Origin of the sequence: Nocardioides caldifontis, assembly GCF_008087345.1 — a bacterium.
In the GTDB taxonomy this organism is placed as follows: domain Bacteria; phylum Actinomycetota; class Actinomycetes; order Propionibacteriales; family Nocardioidaceae; genus Marmoricola_A; species Marmoricola_A caldifontis.
In genome coordinates, this window is record NZ_ML701737.1 from 1 (window position 1) to 26,161 (window position 26,161).

Here is a 26,161-nt window from a genome sequence, read left to right on the forward strand (position 1 = left end):
CCCGGTCGCCCGGATCGACGGCCTCGGCCCTCGGCCCACCGCCGCGGTGCAGCAGTGGCTGGCCGAGCTCGCCCCCGGAGCGCAGGTCACCGTGACGCCGGTGGTCGACCTCGCCGAACGGATCAGCATCGACGCCCACGAAGCCCCACCCCGCCTCCGGGCCCAGATCGACCACCTCGACACCACGTGCGTGTTCCCCTGGTGCGGCAGCCAGGGCAGGTACGACCTCGACCACATCACCGAATACGCAGATCCCGCGGACGGCGGACCGCCAGGGCAGACGAACAGCCAGAACCTCGGGAAGCTCTGCAGGTACCACCACCGAGTGAAGACCCATACGGCCTGGGCGTACCGGCGAGAACCCGACCGGTCACTCACCTGGACCTCACCACTGGGCAAGCGATACACCGTCGACCACACCGGCACCCAACGCATCCCCGACCTGCCGCCACCGGGCACACGATCCCGCGACGAAGCCGACTAGCCGACCCCCGAGCCGGAGACCCGCACCGCGATCCGCGATGCGGGCTACCGGCATGCCCTCACGCGAGCACGACAGCAGGTCACCCCGCCCGGGCGCGGACCTCCGCCAGGCCGCGCCGGTGCAGCCACCAGCCGCCGGCGATCAGCAGCACCCCGAAGGCGAGGAACCCGAGGTCCCACGAGAGCGGGGCACCGAGGTCGTCCCGGACGTGGTGGATCCCGAGCAGCTGGTGGTCGATCAACCCCTCGACCACGTTGAAGATCCCCCACCCGGCGAGCACCAGCCCGAAGTGGAAGCTCCAGCTCGGCGCGAGCCGGCCCTTGCGCCACTCGACGATCGTGGTGATCGACCCGCCGAGCACCAGGAACCACGTGGCGAGGTGGAAGAACCCGTCGGCCATGGTGTTCACCTCGAGCCCGGCCACCGTCGTCGGCGGGTAGTCGTCGACGTGGCTCACCATGTGGTGCCACTGGAGCAGCTGGTGGAGCACGATGCCGTCGACGAAGCCACCGAGCCCCAGCCCGTAGAGCAACCCCGACAGCCGCGAGGGGACGCCGCTCATCCCACCCTCCTCCGGGCGCACTCGACGAGCTCCCCCAGCACCAGCCCGTACGTCGGTCCGCCGCCGCGCTCGTACGTCCCGAGCCGTCCGGCGGCCCGCTCGACCAGCCGCCTCGCCCCGATCGCGTTGCCCCGCGCGGCATGGGTGAGCCCGACACAGAGCTGCGCGAGCCCCTGCCACAGCTCGCGCTCCTCGGCCGGTCCGCTCTTCCACCGCACCTCGAGGACCTCGTGGGCGGAGAACGGCCGCCCCTGCTCGAGCAGCTCCCGCGCCATCGCGATGGTCTCCTCCGGCGGCCGCGGCGTCTCGTCGACGGGCTCGACACCGGTGGCGCCGTAGGGGAGCGGCCGGCCGAGCGCGTCGCGTGGCCTCGCCTGCCGGGCGCGGCCCTCCTCGTCGCGGTCGCGGTCGGGGGTGGCTGTCACGGCCGCTTGGCCACCGTCAGCAGCACGACCGAGTCCTCCTCGACCTGCAGGCTGTGCCGCGCGTCGGGGATGACGAGGAGGTCGCCGGTGGCACCGTCCTGCCCCTCGCCCCCGGCGACCAGCCGCACCCGGCCCTGCAGCACCTGCAGGGTGGCCTCGCCCGGGCTCTCGTGCTCGTCGAGCGCGGCGCCGGCCCGCATCGCGATGAGGGTCTGGCGCAGCACGTGGTGCTGCCCTCCGTGCACGGTGTGCCCGCTGCGTCCGCTGTGCGCCTCACGGGCCTGCTCGAGGTGCTCACGGGCGAGCCCGCTGAGGGAGATGCTGTCCACGTCCGGCTCCTTCCCTGTCGTCGGTCAGCCTAGGGACGGCGACGTCCGGCGGTCACGGCCGGAAGACCACCTTCACCATCCCCTCCTCCTTCTTCTGGAAGTGCTCGTAGGCCTGTGGGGCCTCGTCCAGCGGGAGGTGGTGGGTGGCGAAGGACTCGACGTCCCACGGGTCGCCCTGCTCGAGGATCCCGAGCAGCTCGTCGGTGTGCGCCCGCACGTTGGCCTGGCCCATCCGCAGCTGCACCTGCTTGTCGAAGAGCTGGAACATCGGCATCGGGTCCATCGCGCCGCCGTACACGCCGGAGATCGAGATCGTGCCGCCACGTCGTACCGCGTCGATCGCGGTGTAGAGCGCGGCCAACCGGTCGACGCCGCCCTTCTTCATGACCGGCTCGGCCACCGCGTCGGGCGGCATGCCGGCGAACTTCTGGATCCCTTGCGCGAGCGGCGAGCCGTGCGCCTCCATGCCGACCGCGTCGATGACCGCGTCGGGGCCGCGGCCGCCGGTCAGCTCGCGGACGAAGACGCCCACGCCGCCGAGCTTCTCGGCCTCGTCGAGGTTCACCGCGCCGGCACCGTGCTTCTCCACGCGGGCGAGCCGCTCGGGCACCCGGTCCACGGAGATCACCCGGTACCCCTGGTGCACACCCATCCGTGCCGCCATGTCGCCGATCGGCCCGGCACCGAGCACCAGGAGGGTCCCGCCGTCCGGCACGTCGGCGTACTTCAGCGCCTGCCACGCGGTCGGCAGCACGTCGGAGAGGAAGAGGAACCGGTCGTCGGAGGGACCCTCGGGCACCTTGACCGGCAGGAAGTCGGCGAACGGGACCCTCAGGTACTCCGCCTGCCCGCCCGGCACCTGGCCGTAGAGCTTGCTGTAGCCGAAGAAGCTCGCACCGGTGCCGTGCTCGGGGTTCTGCGTCGTCTCGCATTGGCTGTAGAGCTGCTGGTCGCACATCCAGCAGGAGCCGCAGGAGACGTTGAACGGGACGACGACCCGGTCACCGGCCTTGAGCTTCGTGACCGCGCTGCCGACCTCCTCGACGATCCCCATCGGCTCGTGGCCGACCACGTCACCGGCCTCCATGAACGGCGCGAGCGTCTCGTAGAGGTGGAGGTCCGACCCGCACAGCCCCGTCGAGGTGACCCTGATGATCACGTCCGTCGGTTCCTGGATCGTCGGGTCGGGGACGTCGGTGACACGCATGTCGTGGACGCCTTGCCAGGTGACTGCCTTCAACGGGGCTCCTGAGGTCGGGGGTCGGTCCCCCTCCCCTACCCGAACCGCTCCGGGGCGAAGCCCCTCAGCCCTCCAGCACCGCGGGCAGCTGCTCGTAGCCGCGCAGGATCCGGGTCGACCGGCGCCGCGCGCCGTCGACCAGGCGGAGCCGCGGGTAGCGCGCGAACAGCCGGCGGAGCCCGATCTCACCCTCCATCCGTGCCAGCGCCGCGCCGAGGCAGTAGTGGCGCCCCGCGGAGAACGAGACGTGGTCGGCGGCGTTGGCACGGGTGACGTCGAAGCGGTGCGGGTCCTCGAAGACCTGCGGGTCGCGGTTGGCGCCGGCGAGCGCGGCGGTGACCACCGCTCCCCGCCCCAGCCGTACGCCGGCCACGGTGGTGTCCTTCGCCGCCATCCGTCCGGTCAGCAGCACCGGGGGGTCGAGCCGGAGGACCTCGTCGACGGCGTTGGCCCAGAGGTCGGGCTGCTCCTGCACGAGCGCGAGCTGGTCGGGGTGCTCGTGGAGCAACGCGATCCCGTTGCCGAGCAGGTTCACGGTGGTCTCGAAGCCGGCGGCGAGCACCAGCCCGGCGGTCGACTTCAGCTCGACCGGGTCCAGCCCCCGGCCGTCGACGCGAGCGGTGACCATCCGGCTGAGCAGGTTGTCGCCGGGCTCGCGCTGCACCCGGGCGATGTGCCGCTCCAGCCACGCGTCGAACTGGTGCAGCGCACCCTCGACGCGGCGGAACTGGCGCCAGCCGAGCCCGAGGTCGAGGCTGGGCGCGGCCTCGGTGCCGAACTCCAGCACCTGGTGGCGCTCCTCCACCGGGACACCGAGGATCTCGGCGATGACCGTGACCGGCAGCAGCGCGCAGTAGCGCTCCACGAGGTCGACGGGATCCTCCTCGGCACCCTCGGCCACGAGGGCGTCGAGGAGCTCGTCGGCGAGCTGCTCGGTGCGGCCACGGAGCTCGTTGACCGCCCGGACCGTGAAGACCCGGCTGACCAGCTTGCGGTAACGGGTGTGGTCCGGCGGCTCGGTGACCAGCAACGACGGCGGGGTGATCGGCCCCAGCGGCGCGGCCGCCTCGCCCCAGGCCTGGAGCCGGGCCAGCGGGCCGCCGGCACCGCCCACGTCGACGCCTGCGTGGAGGTCGGTGTTGGTCAGGACCTCCTTGAGGGTGGCGTGGTCGACGGTCACGTAGGCGTACTTGCCGCGGTAGAGCGGCCCTTCGGCGCGGAGGGCGTCGTACGCCTCGAGGAGGACCGGGAGCCGGCCGTCGTTCGAGGCCGCGAAGAGCCGGCCGTGCAGGTCGCCCCGGCGTCCCGCGCGGATGATCACGGTGTGCGGCAGCGCCTGGCCGAGGATCCACCGGACACCGGCGCGGAGCCGCCCACCGGTCAGCCGGTCGACCCGGTCGGCGACGCCCGCCCGTCCGTTCGGCGGAGGTGACTGGCGATGGAGGCTCACGTCGGTCCTTTCGTCGCTTGGCAGGTGCGGCGAGGTGCGGCGAGGTGCGCCACCGACGGTACGCGGTCCCTCAGGCGAACAGCGCGTCGCCGTACTTGAGGACGACGGCGAGGACCATGAGGAGGATCCACACGACGACGAGCACGAGGTCGAGGTTCGAGCGGACCAGCGCCTCGAGCCGTCGCTGGACGCCGCGCGGCAGGAAGAGGTTGTCGTCGCGGATGTTGACGTAGGTCAGCTCGAAGAAGACCAGCGTGGTGGCGAGGGTGACCAGCAGGCACCACGGGCAGAGCGCCCCGATGTCGAACATCGCCTGCTGGAACAGCCAGTACGCGAAGACCAGGCCGATCGTGTAGAACCCCTGCGCCACCGCCATGAACCAGCGCGGGAACCGCACCCCGCCCAGGCTCGCGACCGCGAGGGTGATCACCACCGGCTCGCTGACCAGCCCCAGGAACGCGTTCGGGAAGCCGAGCAGCTGCGACTGCCACGACCCTGCGACCGTGCCGCAGCTGATGACGGCGTTGATGTTGCAGCCGAGGTCGGCGCTCGGGTCCTCCGCCAGCCGCAGCGCGTCGACCGAGAGCACGAACGACGCGACGAGGCTCGCGAGGGAGGCGACCAGCATCGTGGCCCAGACGGTCGCGTCGTGGTGCCGGAGCCGGTGCAGCCGACCCTCGGTCGGGTGGTCGTCGACGCGGTCGTCGAGGCCGGCGGTCACCGACCACCCGCCGCGGCCTCGATCGCCTCGGTCAGCGGGCCGGTCGAGTAGAGGTCGCCCTCGAACTTCTCGCCGTCGACCAGCACCGTCGGCGTGCCGGTCACCCCGTCCTGGTTGGCCGCCGCGTTCATCGAGTCGACCCACGCCTCGAAGGTGCGGTCGGCGAACCGGTCGACCACGTCGGCGGGGACGCCCACGTCCTCGGCGATGCCGGCGATCTCCTCGTCGCTGAGCCCTTCGGTGCCCTCCTCCGGCTGGTTCGCGTACAACGCGGAGTGGAAGTCCCAGACCGCGCCGGGGGCTGCGTCGGCGACCGTCGCGATCGCGTTGGCCGCGCGGGTGGAGTAGTCGGTGCCGTTGGACGTCGGGTCGAGGAAGTTCATCGGGTGCAGCTCGACGCGCACCGTGCCGTCCTCGACGAGCCCGGTCAGCTCCTCGCCGTTCGCGGCCTCGAAGGCACCGCACGCCGGGCACATGTAGTCGTAGTAGAGGTCGACCGTCACGGCGGCGTCGTCCGAGCCGACCGGGATCGAACCCTGCGACGACAGGTTGCCCGGCGGCGTGACGTCGCCCGTCGCGCCCGGGGTGTCGTCACCGCCGGCGGCGTCGACCACCGCCCACACGATCGCGGCGAGGAGCCCCACGATCACCACGGCCGAGAGGGCCGTGACCAGCCGCCGGCGCTGCGTCTGTCGTCGCGCCGCCTCCTGCTGCTGCTTGCGGAGCTCCTGGGTCCTGGTCCGGGCCTTCTGGTTCATGGTCGCGTCGCTGCTCCCGTGCGGCCCGTGGGGCCTGGCTGGTGGTGGTCTCGTCCTTCCAGGCTAGGGGCCCTGGCGTGAGGATCCGCCCGGAAGGGCACGATGCCGACCATGACTCAGGCCACACCCGGACAGATGGAGCACACCCACCTCGGCCGCAGCGGGCTCTCGGTGAGCCGGCTCTGCCTCGGCACGATGAACTTCGGCCCGGAGACCTCCGAGGAGGACTCCCACGCGATCATGGACCGGGCTCTCGAGGTGGGCATCAACTTCTTCGACACCGCCAACGTCTACGGCTGGGTCAAGGGCGAGGGGATCACCGAACAGATCATCGGCCGCTGGCTCGCCCAGGGCGGCGGGCGCCGGGAGAAGACGGTGCTCGCGACCAAGCTGTACGGCTCGATGAGCGACTGGCCCAACGACACGTTCCTGTCCGCGCGCAACATCCGGCACGCCTGCGACGCGTCGCTGCGCCGGCTGCAGACCGACCACATCGACCTCTACCAGATGCACCACGTCGACCGGCGTACGCCGTGGGACGAGATCTGGGAGGCCTTCGAGGTGCTCCGCACGCAGGGCAAGGTGCTCTACTTCGGCGCCTCGAACCACGCGGGGTGGCACCTGGCCAAGGCGAACGAGACCGCCCACCGGCGCGGCCGCTTCGGCCTGGTCAGCGAGCAGTCGATCTACAACCTGCTCAAGCGCGAGGTCGAGCTCGAGGTGCTCCCCGCGTGCGAGGACTACGGGCTCGGCTTCGTCCCGTGGTCACCGTTGAACGGCGGGCTGCTCGGCGGGATCGTCCGCAAGACCCAGGAGGGGAAGCGACGGCTGACCGGGCGCGCGAAGGAGGGGCTGAAGAAGCACCGCAAGGCGTTGAAGAGGTACGAGGAGCTCTGCGACGAGATCGGCGAGGAGCCGGCCGACGTCGCCCTGGCCTGGCTGCTCCACCAGCCGGTCGTCACCGCGCCGATCATCGGCCCCCGGACGATGGAGCAGCTCGACGGAGCGCTGCACTCGATGTCGGTACGCCTCGAGGACGACGTGCTCGAGGAGCTCGACGCCCTCTTCCCGGGGCCGGGCGGTCCGGCGCCGGAGGCCTACGCCTGGTGACCCTGGTCCGGGGCCCCGGGGCGCGACCTCTTGATCGCCTCGTGGTTCCGGATCACCTCGTCGATGACGAGGGCGAGGAACTTCTCCGCGAAGTGCGGGTCCAGCCCCGACTCGTGGGCCAGGGCCCGCAGCCGCTTGATCTGGTAGGCCTCGCGGTCGGGGTCGGCGGGCGGCATCCCGGCGGACGCCTTGAGCTCGCCGACCTCCTGGGTGCACCGGAACCGCTCGGCGAGCAGGTGCACGAGCGCGGCGTCGAGGTTGTCGATGCTCGCGCGGAGCCGGTGCAGCCGTTCGGTGGCATCGGGCACGTCGGTCACGCCCCCGATCCAAGCAGACGGCCGGCTACTCCAGCTCGCGTGTCCGGCGCGGCGTGAGGAACCGCTCGGGGTCCCGGCTCGCGCCCGCCTCGATCCAGGCGGCGAAGCCGGTCGGGTCGCGCCGCTCCATCTCGTCGAGGTATGCCTGGCGGAGCGCGACCAGCTCGAGCCGCAGCGTCGGCAGGTTCGTGTAGCCGAGCACCTCGTGGCTGTGCCGCCACGCCGTCATCAGCTCGTGGTCGTCGAGGAGCTCGACCATGCCGGTGAACGACTCCGGGTCGAGCGGGGCGCCCCGACGGACCTGCTCGCTGCGCGTGGAGCGTTCCGCCACGCCCTTCGACGTGCGGCGCTCCCGGCGGAGCGCGTCGCGGAGCAGCCGCAGGGCCGGGGGCGAGGTCGCACCGACCAGGAGCACCACACCGCTGGCGGCGAGCAGCCCGACCGCGTAGACGGCGGCGCTGAACCCACCGACGGCGATCGCGACCTCGATCCACCATCGTCGCTGGTGGCGGGTCTCGAACAGCGCCACGACCAGGGCTGCGGCCAGCCCGGTCAGCACCAGGACCACGGCCGGCTCACCCAGCAGCAGCCCGACGAAGCAGAGGGGGGCGAGGACCACGGCCCATGCCCCGGCCCACAGCACCCGGTAGCTCTTCATACGTCACCTCGCCCGCCCCGGGCAGCGGCCCGGTCGGTCAGCTCTTCGATCGGCTCGTCGAGGGTTCGTCACCGCGACGGTGGCGGACTGGGGCTCGACGCCCGAGACTTACCCGGTTGGGACCTTGGTCACTCCCCCTCGCCGGAGCGGGATCCGCCTTGTTCAGAAGGAGGTGTGGCGGACCCTTCCGGCCACGACCGTCAGCGCGACCCGCATCGACCGCAGGTGCGCGGCGACCGCCCGGGTGGTGTCGTGGCCGGCGAGCGGGTCGGCGTCGAGCAGCACCAGGTCGGCAGGCGCTCCGGGCGTCGGTGTCCCCCGCCCGTCGGTGCTCGCGGCCAGCGCCTCGGCCGCCGTGAGCGCCTCCCCCGGGTTCCACGGCTCGCGATCGTCGGCCGACCGGTGGACCGCGGCCGCCATCGAGCCCCACGGGTCGAGCGGCGACACCGGGGCGTCGGAGCCCAGCGCCAGCTGGACGCCGGCGTCCAGCATCGAGCGGAGCAGGAAGCACCGGTCCATCCGGTCGGGCCAGCACCGTGCCGTCACGTCGCGGTCGTCGAGCAGGTGCGCCGGCTGCACGCTGGCGCGCAGCCCCAGCCGCGCCATCCGGCGCAGGTCGTCGCGCCGCACGAGCTGGGCGTGCTCGACCGAGCCACGGGCACGGGTCGACTCGAACGCGTCGAGCGCCGAGGTCACGGCCGCGTCGCCGATCGCGTGGACGGCCGCCTCCAGCCCGCCGTTGCGCGCCGCGGTCAGCAGCTCCTCGAGCTGTTCACGGGTGTGGTTCTGCCGCCCGCGCGGTGCCGGCAGCTCCCGGGCGTCGGCGTAGGGCTCGCAGCAGTACGCCGTGCGGGTGTTGAGCGAGCCGTCGGAGATCACCTTGAACGGCCCCATCGTGATCAGCCCCGCCCCGCCGGGCAGCGGCTCCCCCGTGCACCACCCCGCGCGCAGGACCTCGTCGAGCTCGTCGGGGTAGACACCCGTCCGGACCCGGATCCCGTCGACCCCGGCGGCGACGCGCTCCGGCCACTCGGCCCACGGGCGGGAGAACTCGAGGTCCACGATCCCCACCACGCCCCGCGCGACCGCGCCCTCGACGGCGGCCCGGTGCACGGCCAGGTCGTCCACCTCGGGCCCGGGCAGCTCCCGGAGCCGCGCGTACACCGGGAACCAGTCGTCCTCCTCGAGCGGCCCCTCACGCGGCGGCAGGCCGAGCAACCGGAGGGCCTCGGAGCTGAGCCAGCCGTGGTGGGCGTCGCCGCTGACCAGCACGACGGCGCGGCCGCCGGCGACCGCGTCGAGCTCGGCGACGGTCGGCCACCGGCGCCAGGTCCCGGAGCGGTGGCCGTAGCCGACCACGGTGCCGGTCTCCCCCGGCGTCGCGGCGACGTGCCGGGCGACCGCCGCGGTGACCTCCTCGGGGCTGGCGGTGCCGGCCAGGTCGAGCCGGGTGAGTCCGAGCGCCCACTGCGTCAGGTGGACGTGCGCGTCCCACAGGCCGGGCACGAGCCAGCGGCCTCCGGCCTCGACGAGCTCCTCGCCGGGCTCGCGGTCCAGCCGCGACGCCACCTCGGCGACGACGCCGTCGCGCACCCGCAGGTCGACCGGATGGTCCGGGACCGCGGGCGTCCGCACCGGCACCAGCCGGACCTCGCGCAGCAGCATCGGGCCACGATAGGGCCCACGATGGGGCCGGCCCGGGTCAGCGGCTCACCGCCACCCGAGCGCCGGGGCGAGGTGGCGCAGCACGCTCTCGAGCACGTGCACGTTGTAGTCGACCCCGAGCTGGTTGGGGATCGTCAGCAGCAGCGTGTCCGCCGCCGCGACGGCCTCGTCCTCGGCGAGCTCCGCGACGAGCCGGTCGGGCTCCCCGGCGTACGTCTTGCCGAACCGCGCGCGGCCGCCTTCGAGGTGGCCGACCTGGTCCTGGCTGCCCGCCTCGGCGCCGAAGTACGCGCGGTCGAGGTCGCTGACGATCGGGAAGATGCTCCGGCTCACCGACACCCGCGGCTCGCCCGGGTGGCCGGCGTCCTTCCACGCGGCCCGGAACCGCTCGATCTGCTCGGCCTGGAGCTGGTGGAACGGCACGCCGGTGTCCTCGGTGAGCAGCGTGGAGCTCATCAGGTGCATCCCCTTCTCCGCCGCCCATTCCGCGGTGGCCCGGGAGCCGGCGCCCCACCAGATCCGCTCGCGGAGCCCCGGGGAGTGCGGCTCGACGCGGAGCAGCCCGGGCGGGTTGGGGAACATCGGGCGCGGATCGGGTTCGGCGAACCCCTCGCCCTTCAGGACCTCGAGGAGCACCTCGGTGTGCTGGCGCGCCATCGCCGCGTGGTCGGTGCCCTCGGCCGGCACGTGGCCGAAGTAGCGGTAGCCGTCGACCACCTGCTCCGGTGAGCCGCGGCTGATGCCGAGCTGGAGCCGGCCGCCCGCGAGGAGGTCGGCGGCGCCGGCGTCCTCGGCCATGTACAGCGGGTTCTCGTAGCGCATGTCGATCACGCCGGTGCCGATCTCGATCCGGCTGGTCCGCACGCCGATCGCGGCGAGCAGCGGGAACGGCGAGGCGAGCTGGCGGGCGAAGTGGTGCACCCGGAAGTAGGCGCCGTCGACACCGATCTCCTCGGCGGCGACCGCGAGCTCGACCGACTGCAGCAGGGCGTCGGACGCCGAGCGGGTCTGCGAGTGCGGGGAGGGCGACCAGTGGCCGAAGGACAGGAAGCCGATCTTCTTCATGCCGCCACAACACAGCGGGGGCTCCCGCTCATCCCAGCGTGGCTGCCTTGTCGACCAGCACCTGCCGCTGCCGGTCGTTGCGCGCGAGGCTCGCGGCCGCGAGCAGCTCCGACCGCGCCTCGTCGGTGCGGCCGAGCCGGGCGAGCAGCTCGCCGCGCACGCTGGGCACCAGGTGCGACCCGGTGAGCTCGCCGCGGGCGGCGAGCTCGTCGACGAGCCGCAGGGCCGGCTCCGGCCCGGCGGCCATCGAGACCGCGACCGCGCGGTTCAGCTCGACCACCGGGTTGGGCGCCAGCCGGCCGAGCGCCTCGTAGAGCACCACGATGCGGTGCCAGTCGGTCTCCTCGACGCTCGGCGCCAGCGCGTGGCACTCCGCGATGGCGGCCTGCAGCGCGTAGGGGCCTCGGCCCCGCCCGGCAGCGGCGGCCAGGGCGTCGGCCTGCGCGAGCGCCTCGACACCGCGCCGGACCTGGCCGTGGTCCCAGCGCGACCGGTCCTGGTCCTCGAGGAGCACCGGGGAGCCGTCGGGGGCGGTCCGCGCACGGAACCGCGACGCCTGCAGCTCCATCAGGGCCACCAGCCCGTGCAACTCCGGCTCGCGGGGCAGCAGCCCGACGAGGACACGGCCGAGGCGGAGCGCCTCGTTCGCCAGCTCGGTGCGGACCCACCGGTCGCCGGTGGTGGCGGAGTACCCCTCGGTGAAGACCAGGTAGACGACGCCGAGCACCGCCCCCAGCCGCTCGGCCCACTCCGAGGGCTCCGGCGTCTCGAACGGCGCCTTCGCCGCGGCCAGGGTCTTCTTCGCCCGGACGATGCGCTGCTGGACGGTCGGCACCGGGAGCAGGAAGAGGCGGGCGATCTCCTCCGAGCTGAGGCCGCCGACGACCCGGAGCGTCAGCGCCACCTGGGCCTCGCGGCCCAGCACCGGGTGGCAGGCAGTGAAGACCAGCCGGAGCACGTCGTCGTCGATCGGCTCCCAGGTCACGTCGTCCGGCTCGTCGAGCTCCTGCGCGAGCACGCGGTACTTCTCGGCGAGCCGGTCGTCGCGCCGCCACCGGTCGATCGCGCGCCGCTTCGCCACGGTGGTGAGCCAGGCGCCCGCGTTCTGCGGGACGCCTGACCCGGGCCACTGCGTGAGGGCCTCGACGAGGGCCTCCTGCGCGAGGTCCTCGGCGAGCCCCACGTCGCCGCCGGCCCACTTGGCCAGCGTGGCGACGATGCGCGCGCTCTCGATCCGCCAGACGGCGTCGACCGTGCGGCGGACGGCGGCAGGGTCCGCCGCGGGCCCGCTCACCGGGCGGCCTGCTCCTCGCGCCAGCCCTTCTCCTTCTGGATGTACTCGTTGTCGGCGTAGTCCGCGAAGTCCTCCTCCGCGGTGACCCGCCGCACCTCGAGCTTGCTCCCCGGCCCGAGCGGCGCGCGGCTCGCCCACTCCACCGCCTCCTCCTTCGAGGAGACCTCGAGCAGCCAGAACCCGTTGAACAGCTCGTGGACCTCGCCGTACGGCCCGTCGGTGACCACCGGCTTCTCCCCGCCGAACTCGACGACGAACCCCTCCTCGGGGTCGGTGAGCCCCTCGCCGCCGACCAGCACGCCGGCCTTCATCATCGCCTCGTTGTAGGCGCCCATCGCGTTGATGATCTCCTCGAAGTCGAGCTCCTTCGAGGCCTCCACGGCGTCGGCGGTGGCGCGCATGATCAGCATGTACTTCATGGTGAACTCCTCGTTCCCGTGAGGCGCCCGGGTGGCTCCTCCTGCCTACGCGTCGAAGGGGCCGCGGCAGGATCGACACGACCTCCAGAACTTTCTCGAGATTTTTCTGCGACCCGGTCGCGGGGTCCCGAGAAGTGCAGGTGCTCGTCCGCCACGGCGCCTTCGCGGAGCAGCCGGCGGTCGTCGTGGTAGCCCGTCGACATCACCCACGGCGGCTGCGGTCCCTGCCGGGGCAGCTCCGCCAGCGAGCGCTTGACGTAGCCGGCCCCGAAGTCGAGGAGGGGCCGGGTGGGCAGCCCCGGGGGCGCCTCGGCCTGCACGGTGTCGTGGCCGTGCTCGTCCATGTGGCGCAGCAGCCGGCAGAAGTACTCGCAGAGCAGCCCGACCTTCAGCGTCCACGAGGAGTTGGTGTAGCCGATCGCGATCGCGAAGTTCGGCACGCCGCTGAGCATCATGCCGCGGTGCACGACGGTGTCAGGGACGGACACCGGCCGGCCGTCGACGCTGAGCCCGATGCCGCCGAACACCTGGAGGTTCAGCCCCGTCGCCGTGACCACGAGGTCGGCCTCGAGCGTGCGCCCGGACTCCAGCAGGAGCCCCTCCTCGGTGAACGTGGCGATGCGGTCGGTGACCACCGAGGCGGTGCCGGCGCGGATCGCGGCGAAGAAGTCGCCGTCGGGGGCGGCGCAGAGCCGCTGGTCCCAGGGGTCGTACGGCGGGCTGAAGTGCTCGTCGACGGGGTAGCCCTCCGGGAGCACCTTGGTGTTCACCCGGCGGATCAGCCGGCGCGCGGCCTTCGGGAACCGCTGGCAGAACAGCCACACCGCCCGCTGCTGGGCGATGTTCTTCCGGCGGGTCATCGCGTAGCCACGCTCCTCGCCGAACCACCGCCGCAGCCGCAGCGCGACGCGGTCCACCGAGGGCACCGGCATCACGTAGGTCGGCGTCCGCTGCAGCATCGTCACGTGCGCGGCGGTCTCCGCCAGGGCGGGCACCAGGGTCACCGCGGTCGCGCCGCTGCCGATCACCACGACGCGCTTGCCCGCGTGGTCGAGCTCGTCCGGCCAGTGCTGGGGGTGGACGACCTCCCCGCGGAACCGGTCGCGCCCCTCGAGGTGCGGGGTGTACCCCTCGTCGTACCGGTAGTAGCCGGAGGCGCAGAAGATCCACCGGGCCGCGAGCCGCAGCCGCTCCCCCGTGTCGGTGCGTTCCACCTCGACCAGCCAGCGGGCGGTCTCGGAGGACCAGTCCGCGGCGACCACCCGGTGGTGGTAGCGGACGTGCGGGTCGAGCCCGCTCTCGGTCGCGGTCTCCCGGAGGTAGCGGAGGATCCGGTCGGAGGTCGCGATCGACTCCCGGTCGCGCCACGGCCGGAAGTCGTAGCCGAACGTGTGCAGGTCCGAGTCCGACCGCACGCCCGGGTAGCGGAACAGGTCCCACGTCCCTCCGGAGGCGCTACGCGCCTCGAGGATCGCGAACGACTTCGACGGGTGCTCGACCCGGAGGTACCTCCCGGCACCGATCCCGGAGATCCCGGCGCCGACGACGAGCACGTCGAGCTCCTCCGGCTCCTGCTCGGTGGCGGTCATGCGGCTCCTGGGGTACGGGGAGCCACATCCTGCCCGGTATTCTCCGCCGTCGGCTAGGTTAGGGTCACCTAACTCCAGGAGGTGTCATGCACGGGTACGTCGAGCGGGTCGAGCGGCTCACCCCGACGATGGTCCGGGTGGTCCTCGCCGGCGGGACCCTCGACGGGTTCGCGATGGTCGACTCCACCGACGCCTACGTGAACCTCGCCTTCCGGCCGGCGGGCGCGTCGTACGACGAGGTCTACGACCCGCGCGCGGTGCGGGACTCGGCCCCGCGCGAGGAGTGGCCGGCCCGCCGCCGCTACACCGTCCGCCGGTGGGACACCGCCGCACGCGAGCTGACCCTGGACTTCGTGGTGCACGGCACCACCGGGGTGGCCGGCGCCTGGGCCCTCCGCGCGGCACCCGGCGACGTGCTCGTCCTCGAGGGGCCCGCGGGCGGCTACCGCCCCTCCACCACCGCCGGCTGGCACCTCATGGTCGGCGACGAGTCCGCGCTCCCCGCGATCGCCGCCTCCCTCGAGGCGCTCCCGGCCGACGCGACCGCGGTCGTCCGGCTGGTCTGCGACGGCCCCGACCACGAGCTCCCGCTGCCCACCGACGCGCGGCTCGACCTCCGCTGGCTGCACCGCGCCGGCACGCCCGCCGACGGTGCGCTGCTCCTCGAGTCCCTACGCACGGCCGCCTTCCCGGCCGGCGAGGTGCACGCCTTCGTGCACGGCGAGGCCGAGGAGATCCGGGGGGTCCGCCGCCACCTGCTCCAGGACCGGGGGCTCGAGCGGAGCCAGATGTCGTGCTCGCCGTACTGGCGGCGGACGATGACCGACGAGGCCTGGCGCGAGGTGAAGCGCGACTTCGTGGCCGCGATGGAGGCCGACGTCGCCTGACCGTTTGGTCGCCGCCGGAGCGGGCACCGCGCCGACGACAGACACCGACGACGGGAGGGCACCGATGCGTTCGCTGGCCGAGCAGACGGAGGCCGAGCTGGGCGGCACCTGGAGCGTCCTGGTCCGCCAGAAGCGCGACCACGTGGAGCTGGACCGGCTCCTGCGCGACCTGGAGACGCTGGTGGACCGCGAGGGGCCCGAGCGGACGCCGGCCCAGGAGGCGGTGCTCCATCGGATCGCCCGGCTGGTGTTCCCGCACGCCTTCGCCGAGGAGTCGGTGCTCTGGCCCGAGCTGCGCCGTCGGCTGCCCGACGGGGAGGCGCTCACCCTCCAGGTCGAGCAGGAGCACCAGGAGGTCAACGAGCTCTGGACCTCGCTCGAGGCCGGCGAGCTCCCGCTCGAGAAGCGACGCGCCGCGCTCGACCGGCTCGTCGAGGTGCTCCGGGAGGACGTCCGCGACGAGGAGGACCAGCTCCTCCCCCGCCTCCAGGAGGCCGTCGACGAGCGCCGGCTGCGCCGGCTCGGCGCCGCCTGGGAGGCCGTACGCCGGACCGCCCCCACGCGCCCGCACCCGGTCGTGGCCCGGCGCCCACCGGGCAATGCCCTGGCCGCGCTGCCGCTGACCGTGCTCGACCGGAGCCGGGACGGCCTCGACGCCCTCGCCCGCCGAGGTCCCGGCCCCCTCGTCCCCGCGATGAGGCGGGCGAGCGGAGCCCTGGCGAAGGGCGCCGGCCGGGTCGAGCGCGTCGGGGTGCTCCGGCGCGGGGAGCACCCGAGCACCCACCGCGGTTAGCCGAGGAGCAGGACCCCCGACCCCACCACCACCGCGGGGATCGTGGTGATCACGGTGGCCAGCAGCGCCGAGCGGTGCTCGAGCGCGAGCAGTGGGAGCAACGCATCGCCGTCCTGGCTGATGGTGTTCGCGACCAGGGTCGAGAGCGGCATCCCACCGGCGATGAAGATCCCGGTGAAGACGATCTGCACGCCGCAGCCGGGGATCAGCCCCACGAGCGCACCGACCACCACGCCGGCCACACCGAGCAGGGGCAGCTGGGAGCCGTCGAACCGGGTGACGTGCGAGAGCACCGCCCACGCGACGTACGCCACCGCGACCCACACGGTCACGAACGCGACCTCCTGCCCACCGTGGCGCATCACCTGCGCCAGCGAGCCCGGGTGGGCGGTGCGGGTGTCGTCGTCGGCGAGCTTGCAGCCGTTCCGCGCGAACGCGAACACGGCGAAGGTCGTGCCGATCGTGCCGAGGGCGAGGTAGGGGTCCACCCCGCCGAGGAGCGAGGTGCCGACCGCGGCCGGGTCGAGCAGCCGGAAGGTGGCCGGCACGCTGACCAGCGCCGCAGCCCCGATCAGCAACCACAGCGTCGCGTTGACCGTGCCGAGCTCGACCCGCGGCAGGGCCAGGGCCGCCGGGGCCGGTGCCGGGGCGGGGGCGGGGGCCTCCAGGAGCGCCACCGTCGGGGCGCCCCCGCCCGACGGGGCGGCCGGTCGGGGCGCCGGCCCGTCCGGCACGACGCCGGACGGGTCCGGGTCACCGGCGCCCGGCAGGCGCAGCCGGGGCGCGATGCCGAGGGCGTCGACCGCGTAGCCGGTCACCGCCCCGGTCGTGAGTAGCAGCGCCTTCAGCTCGAGGGTGAGCACGGGATCGGCCGCGAGGAGCACCCACGTCGCGTCCCCCATCGTGGCGACCAGCGCCGCGATCGCGGAGCCGTAGCTCACCGCGCCGCGGACGTAGAGCGCCATCACCACGATCGCTCCGCCGCACCCGGGCGGTGCAGTCAGGGCGGCCGCCAGCACCGGCCCGAGCCGGCGGTAGCGCACCAGCGCCGCGTCGAGGCGGCGCCCCCAGCGGTAGCGCGCCCACCCGAAGGGTGCGACGAGCAGGGCGACGAAGACACCGACCTGCATGAACGCGTCGGCGAGGGGACGGACGAGGAGCTCGGTCATGGCAGTTCTCCTGGGACTCCGTGGTCACCGTGGGCGCTCAGCCCTCGGCGTCGCCGCCGGTGAGCTTCTCCTTGGCCTTGCTCAGCAGGTTCTCGGCGCCCTGCACGTAGGCCCCTCCGGCGGTCCCCGGCTTGCCGGGCCCCATGCTCCCGTCGTACGTCGAGAAGAGCTCCGGGTCCGGCGGCGGCACCTGCTGCACGTCGTCGGAGAGCGCCACCCCCGGCTCGAACTGGATCTGGTGGTTGCCGATCAGCGTCGTGCCCTGCGCCCACCGCCCCTCGGCCGCGGTGCTCCCCTCGGTGAAGGAGTAGAACGTGTGGCCAGGCTCGGTCTTCTCCTCGTCGGCGTGGGAGTCCTCGATGCCGTCGGTGAAGCCGTCCTCGATCAGCTGCTCGATGCCGAGCAGCCACTGCTGCTGGTGGTAGGTGTCGCGGGCGAGGTTGAACTGGAGCATGTCCTTGACCCCCGGGTCGTCGGTCATGTTGTAGACCCGTGAGGTCTGCAGCCGGCTCTGTGCCTCCGCCGCGACGTTGTGCCGGAAGTCGGCGAGCAGGTTGCCGCTGGCGACGATGTAGCCGCCGTTCCACGGGACGCCCTGGCTGTTGGTGGGCATCGCCGCGCCGCCGGTGACGATGGCGTGCTGCACGTTCTGACCACCGAGCACCGCGGCAAGCGCCGGGTTCGCGGCCGCGGCCTGGGCCTGGGTCTCCGACGGGGCGCCCTCGAGGAGCCGGGCCATCATCGTCACGAGCATCTCGACGTGGCCGATCTCCTCGGTGCCGATGTCGAGGATCATGTCCTTGTACTTGCCGGGGATGCGGCAGTTCCACCCCTGCCAGAGGTACTGCATCATCACGGTCATCTCGCCGAACTGGCCGCCGACGAGCTCCTGCAGCTTGGCGGCGAAGAGTGCGTCGGGGCGCTCGGGCTTGGCGTTGTACTGCAGCTGCTTGGTGTGTCGGTACACGAGGACCTCCATGGCCGGTGCAGGGCGCTGGTCGCCCCGTCCCGGACGACGCTCGCCGACGCTCGTGACCCGGCCGTGGGTCGTCGCGTGGATCCGGGGGTGCCCGTCGTGTCGACCGGCTCGTCCTCCGCCGCGTCACCGGCGCGTCACCACGCCGTCCCCGGCGCGGCGCATGGCTGCGTGGCAGGCGGGAACGGGCCAGGGGCCGAGAGGAGGCGAGGATGGAACCACAAGCCCTTCAGGCCCGTCTGTCGCTGCTGGGCGACCTCGAGCTCACCTTCGACGGCGACCCCCTGCCGCTGCCGCAACCCGCCCAGCGGGTCCTGGCCTACCTCGCCGTGGTGCACCGCAGACGCCCCGTGCGCCGCACCACTCTCGCCGAGCGGTTGTGGCCCGAGACGCCACCGTCCCGTGCCTGCGCCAGCCTGCGCTCGGTGCTCTGGCGGCTGCCGCGGCCGCGCGGCCGGACCCTCGTCGCCGGTAGCTCCAGCACCGTGCGGCTGCACCCCGACGTCGCCGTCGACCTCTGGGAGGCCGAGGAGCTCGCAGCCGCCCTGTGCTCGGCCGACCCGCCGGCACGGGTGTCGCCCGAGCAGCTCGCGCCGCTCCACTGCGACCTGCTGCCCGACTCCCAGGAGGAGTGGCTGGTCGTCGAGCAGGAGGCGTTCCGCCAGAAGCGGCTCCACGCGTTGGAGCGGGTGGCGGCGCTCTGGTGCGAGGACGGACGGTTCACCGAGGCCCTGTCCGCCGGGCTCGGCGCCGTGCGCTCCGAGCCGCTGCGCGAGAGCGCGCACCGCCGGGTGATCGCGGTGCACCTCGCCGAGGGCAACCACGCCGAGGCGCTGCGGCAGTACGACGGCTACCGGCGGCTCCTCGCCCAGGAGCTCGGGCTCCCACCTTCGCCGGCGATCCGCTCGATGGTGGCGCCCCTGCTGGGCCGGCCGGTGGACGCGCACCGGGGGTGACCGCCCTGCGCGGTTTCCGGACCGGGTGGTCCGGGTAGCCAGGAACCATGGTGCAGGAGCCAGCCACCAAGGGTCGGACCGACGCGGTCGGCGAAGCGAGCGCCATCGCGATGGAGCGCTACGACCTCAGCGAGGGGAGCGCCCTCGCGCTGCTGGGACGCCTCGCACGCCGGCACCGGGTCGAGCTCCAGGTCGTCGCCCTGGCCGTGGTCGCAGCTGCGGTCGCCCGCCGCGCGGCGTCGTCCTAGTCCTGGTCGGGCACCATCGCGAGACGGAAAGCGGTGAACCGGACCAGCCCCACCCCCAGGTTGGCGGCGGCGAGCACGACGAGCTCGCTCCACCGCGACGGCTCGTCGACGGTCGCCTCGAGCAGCCACAGCGAGCCTGCGGTCACCGCCAGCCCGAACACCAGCATCACGATCCCCAGGGTCTGGTGGTTCACCGTGCCCTCCGGCCCCCGCACGCCGAAGGTGACGCGACGGTGACCCCAGGTGCCGATCAGCGTCGACAGCACCAGCGCCACCGCGTTGGCCCACTGGGCGCTGGCCCAGACCCGGAACACCGCGTACATCGCGACGTAGACGACGTTGAGCACCCCGCCGACGCCCGCGTAGACGACCAGCTGGAGGAGGACCGTCCTGACCTTCCCCGTCCCCCGGCGCTGCCAGGGCCTCACCACGGCCGCGCGACGCCACGCGAGCAGCGCGCTCCCCACCTGCGGCCACCCTGGTCCATGCTGAGATCCTTCCAACCCGACACGGCTGATGTCCCGACGACGTCGACGCCGTCATGGACGATACGGGGACACGTCCTCGGCCCCGTCAGCTGACTTGCGAAGGAAACCAGGTGGATCCCACAGTCCAAGGCCAGCCCCGAGCCCACGTGGAGGGTGGGGCGCAGACCGCGCCGCGCGCGACCTCGCCGGGCACCGTCGCGGCCGCCTGGCTGGTGCACGTCTACACCGCCACCGGCACGGCGATCGCGATGCTGACCGTCATCGCGATCCTCGAGGGCGACACCATCCGGGCGCTGTGGCTGGCGCTCGCCGCGATGGTGGTCGACGGCACCGACGGGATGATGGCCCGGCACCTCGAGGTCAAGCGGCACATCCCGTGGTTCGACGGCGCGCTGCTGGACAACATCGTCGACTACCTCACCTACGCGTTCACGCCGATGGTGCTGCTGTGGAGCGCGGGCTACCTCGGCGAGGGCACCTGGGCCACCGTGCTGGCGGTGGTGCCGCTGCTGGCCTCGGCGTACCAGTTCTGCCGGGTGGACGCGAAGACGCAGGACAACCTCTTCCTCGGGTTCCCCAGCTACTGGAACGTCGTGGCGTTCTACGTGGTCGTGCTCGACCCCGGGCTGACCGCGGTCGCGGTGCTGCTGCTGGTGTGCGCGGTGCTGGTGTTCGTGCCGGTCGGCTACGTCTACCCCTCGCGCACCAACCTGCTCCGCGGCGTGACCCTCACGCTGACCACCCTGTGGCTGGTGAGCTACGCGGTGCTCCTCGACCAGGTGGACGACCCCAGCCCGTGGTGGCTGGCGATCTCGCTGGGCTACGTCGTCTACTACGTCGCGCTCAGCCTCTACCTCACGTTCCGGCGCAAGAAGGAGCCCGTCGCGGCCTGACGCCGGAGCGTCAGAGCTTCTCGAGGTTGAGGAACGGGCTCACGATGCGGACCGTGCGGTTGCCGAAGTCGACGGTGACCGCGGCGGTCTCCTTGCCGACGACGCGACCGAGGCCGTACCGCTGGTGGCAGACGCGGTCGTCCAGGTCGTAGACCTCGACCACCTGCTCCGGCTCCGGCTTGAAGGGGCTGCTGGCGAGGTGGCGGCCGCGGTGGCCGGATCGTGTTGTCATCACCTCCAGTATGCGCCCTCGAACCGCGTCGTGCGTGCGATCGAGTCGACCCACCGCGGCTCGGGACGAGCTACCGGTGGTGATGGCCACCGCTGCCCCCGCGCCGGCGCGTTGGCGCAGCCGGGGGGACGCGCTCGGGGAGGTGCTGCACGAACCGACCGTGCTCGAGCTGGCGACCACCCTCGGCTACGCGCGAGACGGGGCGGGTCGGGTCTGACGGCTCGACCGCCCTCGGCACCCCCCGATCGCGGAGCCGGTGCTCAGCGCAGGTAGCGGTCGGCGACCACCTCCTGACGGTCGACCGGCCGCCCGCGCTGGATCGTCCACGCCAGCCGGACGAGCCCGGCGTGCGACCACACCAGCGGCGTCGCCGCCCGCGTCCCCTCCCCGGCGGGGCAGCACGGCTTGCCGGTCGGCGGGCGGCCGTCCCAGACCTGCTCGGAGATCATGCCGCTCGGCCCGGCCGCGGCCGCCATGGTCGCCAGGTAGGAGTCGGCGTCGTCGCCGGCCGCCACGGCGTACTCCCCGCGCTCGCCGGTCAGCAGCGGCCAGCCACGGCCCAGCGTGCGGTTCGCGCCCGGGTCGGTCGGCACCCACTGCCCGCCAGTGCGCGTCTCGCCGTAGCCGTCGAAGCTGAACCGCCGCCAGAACCGTCCGTTCGGGGTCGTCACCGCGAGGTCGTCGTCGACGACGGGCAGCGTGCTCAGGACCTCCGGGTCGTCGGGCGCGGTGATCCCGAGCCGCACGAGGTCGAGGAAGCTCGGGTCGACGACGCGCCGCTGGTCCACCGAGGTCGGTCCCCCGTCGCCCATCTCGTAGCGGCTCGGGGTGTCCGGCCGACCGTTCTTGGTGAGCCGGAGGAAGTACGGCTCCTCCGACAGCGGCCCCGTCGTCGTCACCGTCCACCGCTCGACCCGGCGCGCCCACCGGTCGGCCTTCGCGAGCCACTCACGCGCGAGCGTCCGACGTCCGCGGTCGCGCGCCAGGTCGGCGGCCACCACCAGCGCGGCGACCTGCGCCGCGATCGTGCTCGGCGAGTAGCCGGACTGGTTCTCCCACCGCTCCTGAGGTGAGTACGGCGCGCGGCGGCCGGTCTCCTCGTCGCGGAACCGCAGCAGGAACCGCACCCCCTTCCGCACCCCGTGCCAGGTCCGGTCGTCGCGCTTGCCGACCAGCCCTGCGAGCACGACCGGGAGCGCCACCTCGTCGAGCTGGAGCTCGCTCCACACCGGGGTGCCCTCGACGTCGGAGTTCTGCGGGAACGAGCCGTCCTTGCGCTGCTGCACGCGGAAGAGCCAGTCGACCGCGCGCCGGGCCGCCGCCCGGTCACCCATCGCCCACAGCGCGGTGCCGAACTGGTAGAGGTCGCGCGACCACACCAGGTGGTAGGCGCCCGACGGCGACGCGAGGTCCTCGAGCTCGTCGCCCCAGGCCCAGGGGGCCGAGGGCGAGGCGACGATCGCTCCCGGGTTGAGCTTGTCCTCAGCGGCCGCGAGGACCAGCGCGGAGGCGAGGTATTCCGCGCGGACGGGGGTCGCGCTCGCCGGCACCGGCCGGATCCGCGCGAGGTAGCGGTGCCACCCCCGGTCGTACGCGCGCCGCGTCGCCGTCCAGCCGTCGGCGCGGGTGGCGGTCGCGTGCGCCCGGGCCTTCCCGGCGTCGCGGCCGAAGCCCAGCACGACCGTCGCCCACCGCGCCCCGGGCCGGCCGGTGACACCACGGACCCGGCCGAGCTGCACGACGTTCCCGGGCCCGGCCGCGCTCCGCCGGCGGTCCAGCCGGTGGTCGCGCGCGAGGTCGCGCCACGGGTCGGTGCGGGTGCCGACGAGATCGTTGACGCGGGCGCCGAGCGCCGGTCGGGTGACGAGGTACGACGCCACCCGCCCGTCCGTCGCGAGCAACCCGGGCCCTCGCGTCCGGGCACGGTCGTCCATGCCGCCGTTGTCGAGGGCGGGGTCGTGGTGGACGTAGAGCCGGTAGCGCCCGCCGTCGAGCGAGGTCAGCCGGACCCGGACGGTGAGGGCGTCGTGGCGGGGCGAGGTGACGTACTCCTCCCGGACCTCGTAGCGCCCCTGCTCGTCCCTGTTCACCTGGGTGAAGCGCAGGCTCCGCTCGTCAGGCCGCGCCACCGTGGTGACCGTGTCACGCCCGACCCGGTCGGTGAACGTGCGGCCGTCGGAGACCACGAGCCCGAGGCTGCGCACGCTGGGGGTCGACAGGTCGGGGTAGAACACCTCGCTCACCCGCCCGCCCTGGAGGGTGAACCACACGTTGCTGCGCCGGGCCCGCGCCGTCCCGAAGCCGGTCTTGTCGCCCTCGGTCCACGTCGACCGGTCGCCCCGGTCGGCCGCCCGCGGCGGCGGGGCCCCGGTCGCGGGAGGCCCCAGCAGTGCCGAGCAGGTCGCGACCGCGGCCAGCAGCACCACGGCCCTTGAGGTGGTGGTCATGCCTCGCGCCTACCCCGTGACCTGGGTCACGAACCGCCGCGGGGTCGTGCCCGCAACGCCTCGCGCTCGGGTACGACGCCCAGCTGGTCGCGAGGGTCGACCTTCTCTGCTCCTCCACCGTGCACCGGTGCGCCCAGCCGTCGACACGGACTGCGGTCCACGGTGCGGGCCATGACCGCACCATGCCGTGACAACGAGGCGTGCGCAGTGCCAAGGTCAGTGCCCATGAGCAGCATCGAGGTCGCCGACGCACCGGAACGGAAGCGCTACGAGGCGGTCCGGGACGGTGAGGTGCTGGGGTTCGCGGCCTACCAGCGCACCGACGAGCTCGTCGTCTTCACCCACACCGAGGTGGACCCGGCGCTCGAGGGGCAGGGAGTAGGCGGGCTCCTCGTGCGCGGCGCCCTCGACCACGTGCGCAGCCAAGGGTTGCGGGTGCTCCCCATCTGTCCGTTCGTCCAGGCGTGGATGCAGCGCCACCCCGACTACGCCGAACTCGACTACCGCCGGCCGGCGAGCAAGGTCAGCGACTGAGCCGGCGTACGAGGAGCGCGACGTCGGCGGGGTGCATCCCTGGGGTCGGCTCGTCGAGGAGGTAGAGCGCGTGGCCGCGCCGGGCGCGCTGCAGCTCGGCGGCGAGCCTGATCCGCTGGACTCCACCGCCGCTCAGCTCGGTGGCCGGCTGGCCGAGCCGCAGGTAGGCGAGCCCGACGTCACCGTGGCCCGCGGGCTCGGTCGCGTGATGGCGCGGCTCCACCAGCACGCCGAGGGCTGGAAGCTTCCCAGCGGTGGCTCGCTCCTCGCTTCGACTCGCCCGGACGGACGGACGACCTGACCCTGACGGTCAGGGGTACTGACGCATGGCGCGCAGCACCCTGCCGAGGTCCAGGTCGTTGTCCTGTCGCCACTGCCGGACGCGCTCCAGGTCCGCGGCGAGGTCGGACGAGCCGTCGCCGTGGTGCCACCGCAGGGCGTCCTCCGCGTAGGCGACGAACGCGATGGGACGTGCGGCGTGGATGGCGTCGAGCGCCTCCCGGGCGTCCCAACCCGAGGCCAGCAGGATCGCGAACCCCATCGACGGCCCGCGGTTGATCCCCATGTGGCAGTGAGCGAGCACGACGCCTCCGGACTCGACGGCCTCGCGCGCGAAGGAGACGCCCGTGTCGAACCACTCGTCGGGGACGCGCTGACCTGCGTCGTCGATGCCGAGGTGCAGGTACTCCACGTCCGCGTGCCGCTCGCGGACCCACTCCTCGTCGCTCCACTCGACGCGCACGTCGATGACGTGGGAGATCCCGGCGCTCCGCAGCTCGTCGAGCTGGCCGACCGCGACGTCGTGCGCCAGCGTGTCGAGGTCGCCCCCGACCGCGAGGTACGGCGTCACGAAGCTGGCGTTCGCACGGCGGAACGGTGCCAGCGGCTCGTCCGGGTTCGGGCGCCAGCCGCGCCAGTCCTCGGGGTCGGTCACGCCGATCACTGTGCCACTGCGCGGCAAGCCGGCAGCAGGGCCTGACGGGGCCTGTGCGTCCTGCGGCTCTCGCGCGGGTACACGGTCGTCGTACGGCGCGGCGCGGCGCGGCTACGCCGGCGGACCCGGGGAGGTGTCGTCCATTGATCGACGTGCTGTGGGGGCTGGGCGGCATGGCCGCCCTGCTGGCCATCGCGGTCGCGGTGTCGAGCCACCGGAAGGCGATCCGGCTCCGCACCGTCGTGGGAGCGCTCGCGCTGCAGGTCGGGTTCGGCGTCGCCGTCCTCCAGTGGTCGCTGGGGCGGCGCGCGCTGGAGGGCGCGTCGCGCGGCGTCCAGGCCGTCATCGACTCCTCCGGCGAAGGGATCTCGTTCCTCTTCGGCCCGGTGCTGCCGGAGGGCGACGAGGGCGTGATCTTCGCGCTTCAGGTGCTGCCGGTGATCATCTTCTTCGCCTCGTTGACCGCCGTGCTCTACCACTTCGGCGTGCTGCAGTGGGTCGTCAAGGGGCTCGGCGGCGCCCTCGGGCGGCTGCTCGGCACCGAGCACGCCGAATCCGTCAACGCCGCGGCCAACATCTTCCTCGGCCAGACCGAGGCACCGCTCGTCGTCCGCCCGTACATCGGCGGCCTCTCGCGCTCCGGCCTGTTCGCGGTGATGGTCGGTGGCCTCTCGACGGTCGCCGGCTCGGTGCTCGTCGGCTACTCGCTGCTGGGCGCTCCGCTGGAGTACCTCATCGCCGCCAGCTTCATGGCCGCGCCGGGGGCCCTGCTGATGGCCAAGATCATCCTGCCCGAGGACGACGAGGAGGCCGTCGCCGCCGAGCGCGAGCGCGTCGAGGCGGCTGCGAGACGCCGCCGCGGGAAGGACAGCGGCGAGGACAGCGGGGATGACGTCGGGGAGGACGAGCAGGGCCACCGCAACGTCATCGACGCGGCCGCCGCCGGTGCCGCCGACGGGCTGCGGCTGGCCGCGACCATCGGAGCGATGCTGCTCGCCTTCATCTCCCTCATCGCGCTCGCCAACCTGGCGATCGGCGGCATCGGCGGGTGGTTCGGCAATGACGACCTCACCCTCGAGAAGATCCTCGGCTGGGTCTTCGCCCCTGTCATGACGATGATCGGCGTCCCCTGGGACGAGGCGGTCCAGGCCGGCAGCTACGTGGGTCAGAAGACCGTCATCAACGAGTTCGTCGCGTTCACGAACTTCGGCCCGGAGGTCGACACGCTCAGCGCCAAGACCGGCGCCATCGTCACCTTCGCGCTGACCGGGTTCGCCAACCTCGGCTCGCTCGGCATCCTGCTCGGCGGGCTCGGCGGCATCGCGCCCGAGCGGCGCGCGGAGATCGCCTCGCTGGGGCTCCGCGCGATCCTCGCCGCCACGCTGGCCAACCTGATGAGCGCGGCGATCGCCGGGATCGTGCTGGCGTGACGTGGACACCCTGACCTGCGCGATGTGCGCAGGTTACTCACCCGTAGCGCTTGCAATGCGCAGCGTGTCCGGGTGACGATCGAACGAC

General features: G+C 73.2%; 30 protein-coding genes and 1 pseudogene. 10 read left to right on the forward strand and 21 right to left on the reverse strand.

What is annotated here, in order from left to right:
- Positions 1-484, forward strand: a pseudogene (locus FIP57_RS23105) (hypothetical protein); the annotation flags it as partial.
- Between the two features lie 79 nt (positions 485-563).
- On the opposite strand, the gene FIP57_RS05655 reads toward FIP57_RS23105, so the two are convergent.
- The 7 genes from FIP57_RS05655 to FIP57_RS05685 all read right to left on the reverse strand — a co-directional run bounded on the left by FIP57_RS05655 (position 564) and on the right by FIP57_RS05685 (position 5,969).
- Complete coding sequence (locus FIP57_RS05655; RefSeq protein ID WP_148572576.1) at positions 564-1,046, reverse strand: DUF2243 domain-containing protein; 483 nt, start codon at positions 1,044-1,046, stop codon at positions 564-566.
- Complete coding sequence (locus FIP57_RS05660; RefSeq protein WP_148572577.1) at positions 1,043-1,471, reverse strand: DUF309 domain-containing protein; 429 nt, start codon at positions 1,469-1,471, stop codon at positions 1,043-1,045. The genes FIP57_RS05655 and FIP57_RS05660 overlap by 4 nt, the downstream gene beginning before the upstream one ends.
- Positions 1,468-1,800 (reverse strand): cupin domain-containing protein, encoded by a 333-nt coding sequence (locus FIP57_RS05665; RefSeq protein ID WP_148572578.1) that lies wholly within the window; start codon positions 1,798-1,800, stop codon positions 1,468-1,470. The genes FIP57_RS05660 and FIP57_RS05665 overlap by 4 nt, the downstream gene beginning before the upstream one ends.
- A gap of 52 nt (positions 1,801-1,852) precedes the next feature.
- The gene (locus FIP57_RS05670; protein ID WP_238993311.1) at positions 1,853-3,007 is read right to left on the reverse strand and encodes an alcohol dehydrogenase catalytic domain-containing protein; all 1,155 of its coding nucleotides are present in this window, start codon (positions 3,005-3,007) and stop codon (positions 1,853-1,855) included.
- A gap of 97 nt (positions 3,008-3,104) precedes the next feature.
- Positions 3,105-4,490, reverse strand: a complete 1,386-nt coding sequence (locus tag FIP57_RS05675; protein WP_162529692.1) for a cytochrome P450 — start codon at positions 4,488-4,490, stop codon at positions 3,105-3,107.
- A gap of 70 nt (positions 4,491-4,560) precedes the next feature.
- On the reverse strand, positions 4,561-5,211 hold the full coding sequence (locus FIP57_RS05680) for a vitamin K epoxide reductase family protein (protein WP_238993312.1): 651 nt from the start codon (positions 5,209-5,211) through the stop codon (positions 4,561-4,563).
- The gene (locus tag FIP57_RS05685) at positions 5,208-5,969 is read right to left on the reverse strand and encodes a DsbA family protein (protein WP_148572580.1); all 762 of its coding nucleotides are present in this window, start codon (positions 5,967-5,969) and stop codon (positions 5,208-5,210) included. Before FIP57_RS05685 ends, FIP57_RS05680 begins: the two co-directional genes overlap by 4 nt.
- Before the next feature lie 111 nt (positions 5,970-6,080).
- On the opposite strand from FIP57_RS05685, the gene FIP57_RS05690 reads away from it, so the two are divergent.
- Complete coding sequence (locus FIP57_RS05690; RefSeq protein WP_238993313.1) at positions 6,081-7,079, forward strand: aldo/keto reductase; 999 nt, start codon at positions 6,081-6,083, stop codon at positions 7,077-7,079.
- Here the strand turns inward: FIP57_RS05690 and FIP57_RS05695 are convergent.
- From FIP57_RS05695 to FIP57_RS05725, 7 genes are all read right to left on the reverse strand, one after another.
- Positions 7,067-7,396, reverse strand: a complete 330-nt coding sequence (locus tag FIP57_RS05695; protein ID WP_148572581.1) for a chorismate mutase — start codon at positions 7,394-7,396, stop codon at positions 7,067-7,069. The two genes, FIP57_RS05690 and FIP57_RS05695, sit on opposite strands and share 13 nt — an antisense overlap.
- Before the next feature lie 25 nt (positions 7,397-7,421).
- On the reverse strand, positions 7,422-8,054 hold the full coding sequence (locus tag FIP57_RS05700; RefSeq protein WP_148572582.1) for a hypothetical protein: 633 nt from the start codon (positions 8,052-8,054) through the stop codon (positions 7,422-7,424).
- Between the two features lie 162 nt (positions 8,055-8,216).
- A complete protein-coding gene (locus tag FIP57_RS05705) occupies positions 8,217-9,719 on the reverse strand; it encodes an amidohydrolase (RefSeq protein ID WP_148572583.1) in 1,503 nt (500 codons plus the stop codon).
- A gap of 45 nt (positions 9,720-9,764) precedes the next feature.
- The gene (locus FIP57_RS05710) at positions 9,765-10,784 is read right to left on the reverse strand and encodes an LLM class flavin-dependent oxidoreductase (RefSeq protein WP_148572584.1); all 1,020 of its coding nucleotides are present in this window, start codon (positions 10,782-10,784) and stop codon (positions 9,765-9,767) included.
- 28 nt (positions 10,785-10,812) lie between these two features.
- Positions 10,813-12,078: an RNA polymerase sigma factor gene (locus FIP57_RS05715; protein ID WP_148572585.1), complete on the reverse strand. Its 1,266-nt coding sequence runs from the start codon at positions 12,076-12,078 to the stop codon at positions 10,813-10,815.
- On the reverse strand, positions 12,075-12,497 hold the full coding sequence (locus tag FIP57_RS05720) for a YciI family protein (protein ID WP_148572586.1): 423 nt from the start codon (positions 12,495-12,497) through the stop codon (positions 12,075-12,077). The genes FIP57_RS05715 and FIP57_RS05720 overlap by 4 nt, the downstream gene beginning before the upstream one ends.
- Positions 12,494-14,086, reverse strand: coding sequence for a flavin-containing monooxygenase (locus FIP57_RS05725; protein ID WP_148572587.1), 1,593 nt, complete (start codon positions 14,084-14,086; stop codon positions 12,494-12,496). Before FIP57_RS05725 ends, FIP57_RS05720 begins: the two co-directional genes overlap by 4 nt.
- An 86-nt stretch (positions 14,087-14,172) precedes the next feature.
- Between FIP57_RS05725 and FIP57_RS05730 the strand changes: the two genes are divergently transcribed.
- Entirely contained in the window at positions 14,173-14,973 is an 801-nt protein-coding gene (locus tag FIP57_RS05730; protein ID WP_148572588.1) for a siderophore-interacting protein, read from the forward strand.
- Between the two features lie 64 nt (positions 14,974-15,037).
- Positions 15,038-15,766 (forward strand): hemerythrin domain-containing protein, encoded by a 729-nt coding sequence (locus FIP57_RS05735; protein ID WP_148572589.1) that lies wholly within the window; start codon positions 15,038-15,040, stop codon positions 15,764-15,766.
- On the opposite strand, the gene FIP57_RS05740 is transcribed toward FIP57_RS05735, so the two are convergent.
- Positions 15,763-16,935, reverse strand: a complete 1,173-nt coding sequence (locus FIP57_RS05740; RefSeq protein ID WP_148572590.1) for a putative manganese transporter — start codon at positions 16,933-16,935, stop codon at positions 15,763-15,765. The two genes, FIP57_RS05735 and FIP57_RS05740, sit on opposite strands and share 4 nt — an antisense overlap.
- 37 nt (positions 16,936-16,972) lie before the next feature.
- Positions 16,973-17,902, reverse strand: a complete 930-nt coding sequence (locus tag FIP57_RS05745; RefSeq protein ID WP_148572591.1) for a manganese catalase — start codon at positions 17,900-17,902, stop codon at positions 16,973-16,975.
- Between the two features lie 221 nt (positions 17,903-18,123).
- Here FIP57_RS05745 and FIP57_RS05750 point away from each other — a divergent pair, with 221 nt between their 5' ends.
- A complete protein-coding gene (locus tag FIP57_RS05750; RefSeq protein WP_148572592.1) occupies positions 18,124-18,867 on the forward strand; it encodes an AfsR/SARP family transcriptional regulator in 744 nt (247 codons plus the stop codon).
- A 47-nt stretch (positions 18,868-18,914) separates the two neighbouring features.
- On the forward strand, positions 18,915-19,115 hold the full coding sequence (locus FIP57_RS05755; RefSeq protein ID WP_148572593.1) for an ANTAR domain-containing protein: 201 nt from the start codon (positions 18,915-18,917) through the stop codon (positions 19,113-19,115).
- On the opposite strand, the gene FIP57_RS05760 is transcribed toward FIP57_RS05755, so the two are convergent.
- A complete protein-coding gene (locus FIP57_RS05760) occupies positions 19,112-19,582 on the reverse strand; it encodes a GtrA family protein (protein WP_148572594.1) in 471 nt (156 codons plus the stop codon). The genes FIP57_RS05755 and FIP57_RS05760 overlap by 4 nt on opposite strands.
- A gap of 131 nt (positions 19,583-19,713) precedes the next feature.
- On the opposite strand from FIP57_RS05760, the gene FIP57_RS05765 reads away from it, so the two are divergent.
- The gene (locus FIP57_RS05765) at positions 19,714-20,496 is read left to right on the forward strand and encodes a CDP-alcohol phosphatidyltransferase family protein (RefSeq protein WP_238993314.1); all 783 of its coding nucleotides are present in this window, start codon (positions 19,714-19,716) and stop codon (positions 20,494-20,496) included.
- 10 nt (positions 20,497-20,506) lie between these two features.
- On the opposite strand, the gene FIP57_RS05770 is transcribed toward FIP57_RS05765, so the two are convergent.
- Positions 20,507-20,728 carry a hypothetical protein gene (locus FIP57_RS05770; protein ID WP_148572595.1) on the reverse strand — a complete coding sequence of 74 codons (222 nt, stop codon included), beginning with the start codon at positions 20,726-20,728 and terminating at the stop codon, positions 20,507-20,509.
- An 82-nt stretch (positions 20,729-20,810) separates the two neighbouring features.
- Between FIP57_RS05770 and FIP57_RS24290 the strand changes: the two genes are divergently transcribed.
- Entirely contained in the window at positions 20,811-20,945 is a 135-nt protein-coding gene (locus FIP57_RS24290; protein ID WP_275266136.1) for a hypothetical protein, read from the forward strand.
- A gap of 43 nt (positions 20,946-20,988) precedes the next feature.
- Here the strand turns inward: FIP57_RS24290 and FIP57_RS05775 are convergent, their stop codons facing one another.
- Positions 20,989-23,175, reverse strand: a complete 2,187-nt coding sequence (locus FIP57_RS05775) for a glycoside hydrolase family 15 protein (protein ID WP_148572596.1) — start codon at positions 23,173-23,175, stop codon at positions 20,989-20,991.
- A 225-nt stretch (positions 23,176-23,400) separates the two neighbouring features.
- Between FIP57_RS05775 and FIP57_RS05780 the strand changes: the two genes are divergently transcribed.
- Entirely contained in the window at positions 23,401-23,709 is a 309-nt protein-coding gene (locus FIP57_RS05780) for a GNAT family N-acetyltransferase (protein WP_148572597.1), read from the forward strand.
- Here FIP57_RS05780 and FIP57_RS05785 read toward each other — a convergent pair.
- Positions 23,699-23,932, reverse strand: a complete 234-nt coding sequence (locus FIP57_RS05785; RefSeq protein WP_420846679.1) for a hypothetical protein — start codon at positions 23,930-23,932, stop codon at positions 23,699-23,701. The genes FIP57_RS05780 and FIP57_RS05785 overlap by 11 nt on opposite strands.
- A gap of 87 nt (positions 23,933-24,019) precedes the next feature.
- The gene (locus FIP57_RS05790) at positions 24,020-24,643 is read right to left on the reverse strand and encodes a dual specificity protein phosphatase family protein (protein WP_162529693.1); all 624 of its coding nucleotides are present in this window, start codon (positions 24,641-24,643) and stop codon (positions 24,020-24,022) included.
- Between the two features lie 152 nt (positions 24,644-24,795).
- Between FIP57_RS05790 and FIP57_RS05795 the strand changes: the two genes are divergently transcribed.
- The gene (locus tag FIP57_RS05795) at positions 24,796-26,073 is read left to right on the forward strand and encodes a NupC/NupG family nucleoside CNT transporter (protein WP_238993349.1); all 1,278 of its coding nucleotides are present in this window, start codon (positions 24,796-24,798) and stop codon (positions 26,071-26,073) included.
- The last annotated feature ends 88 nt before the right edge of the window (positions 26,074-26,161 follow it).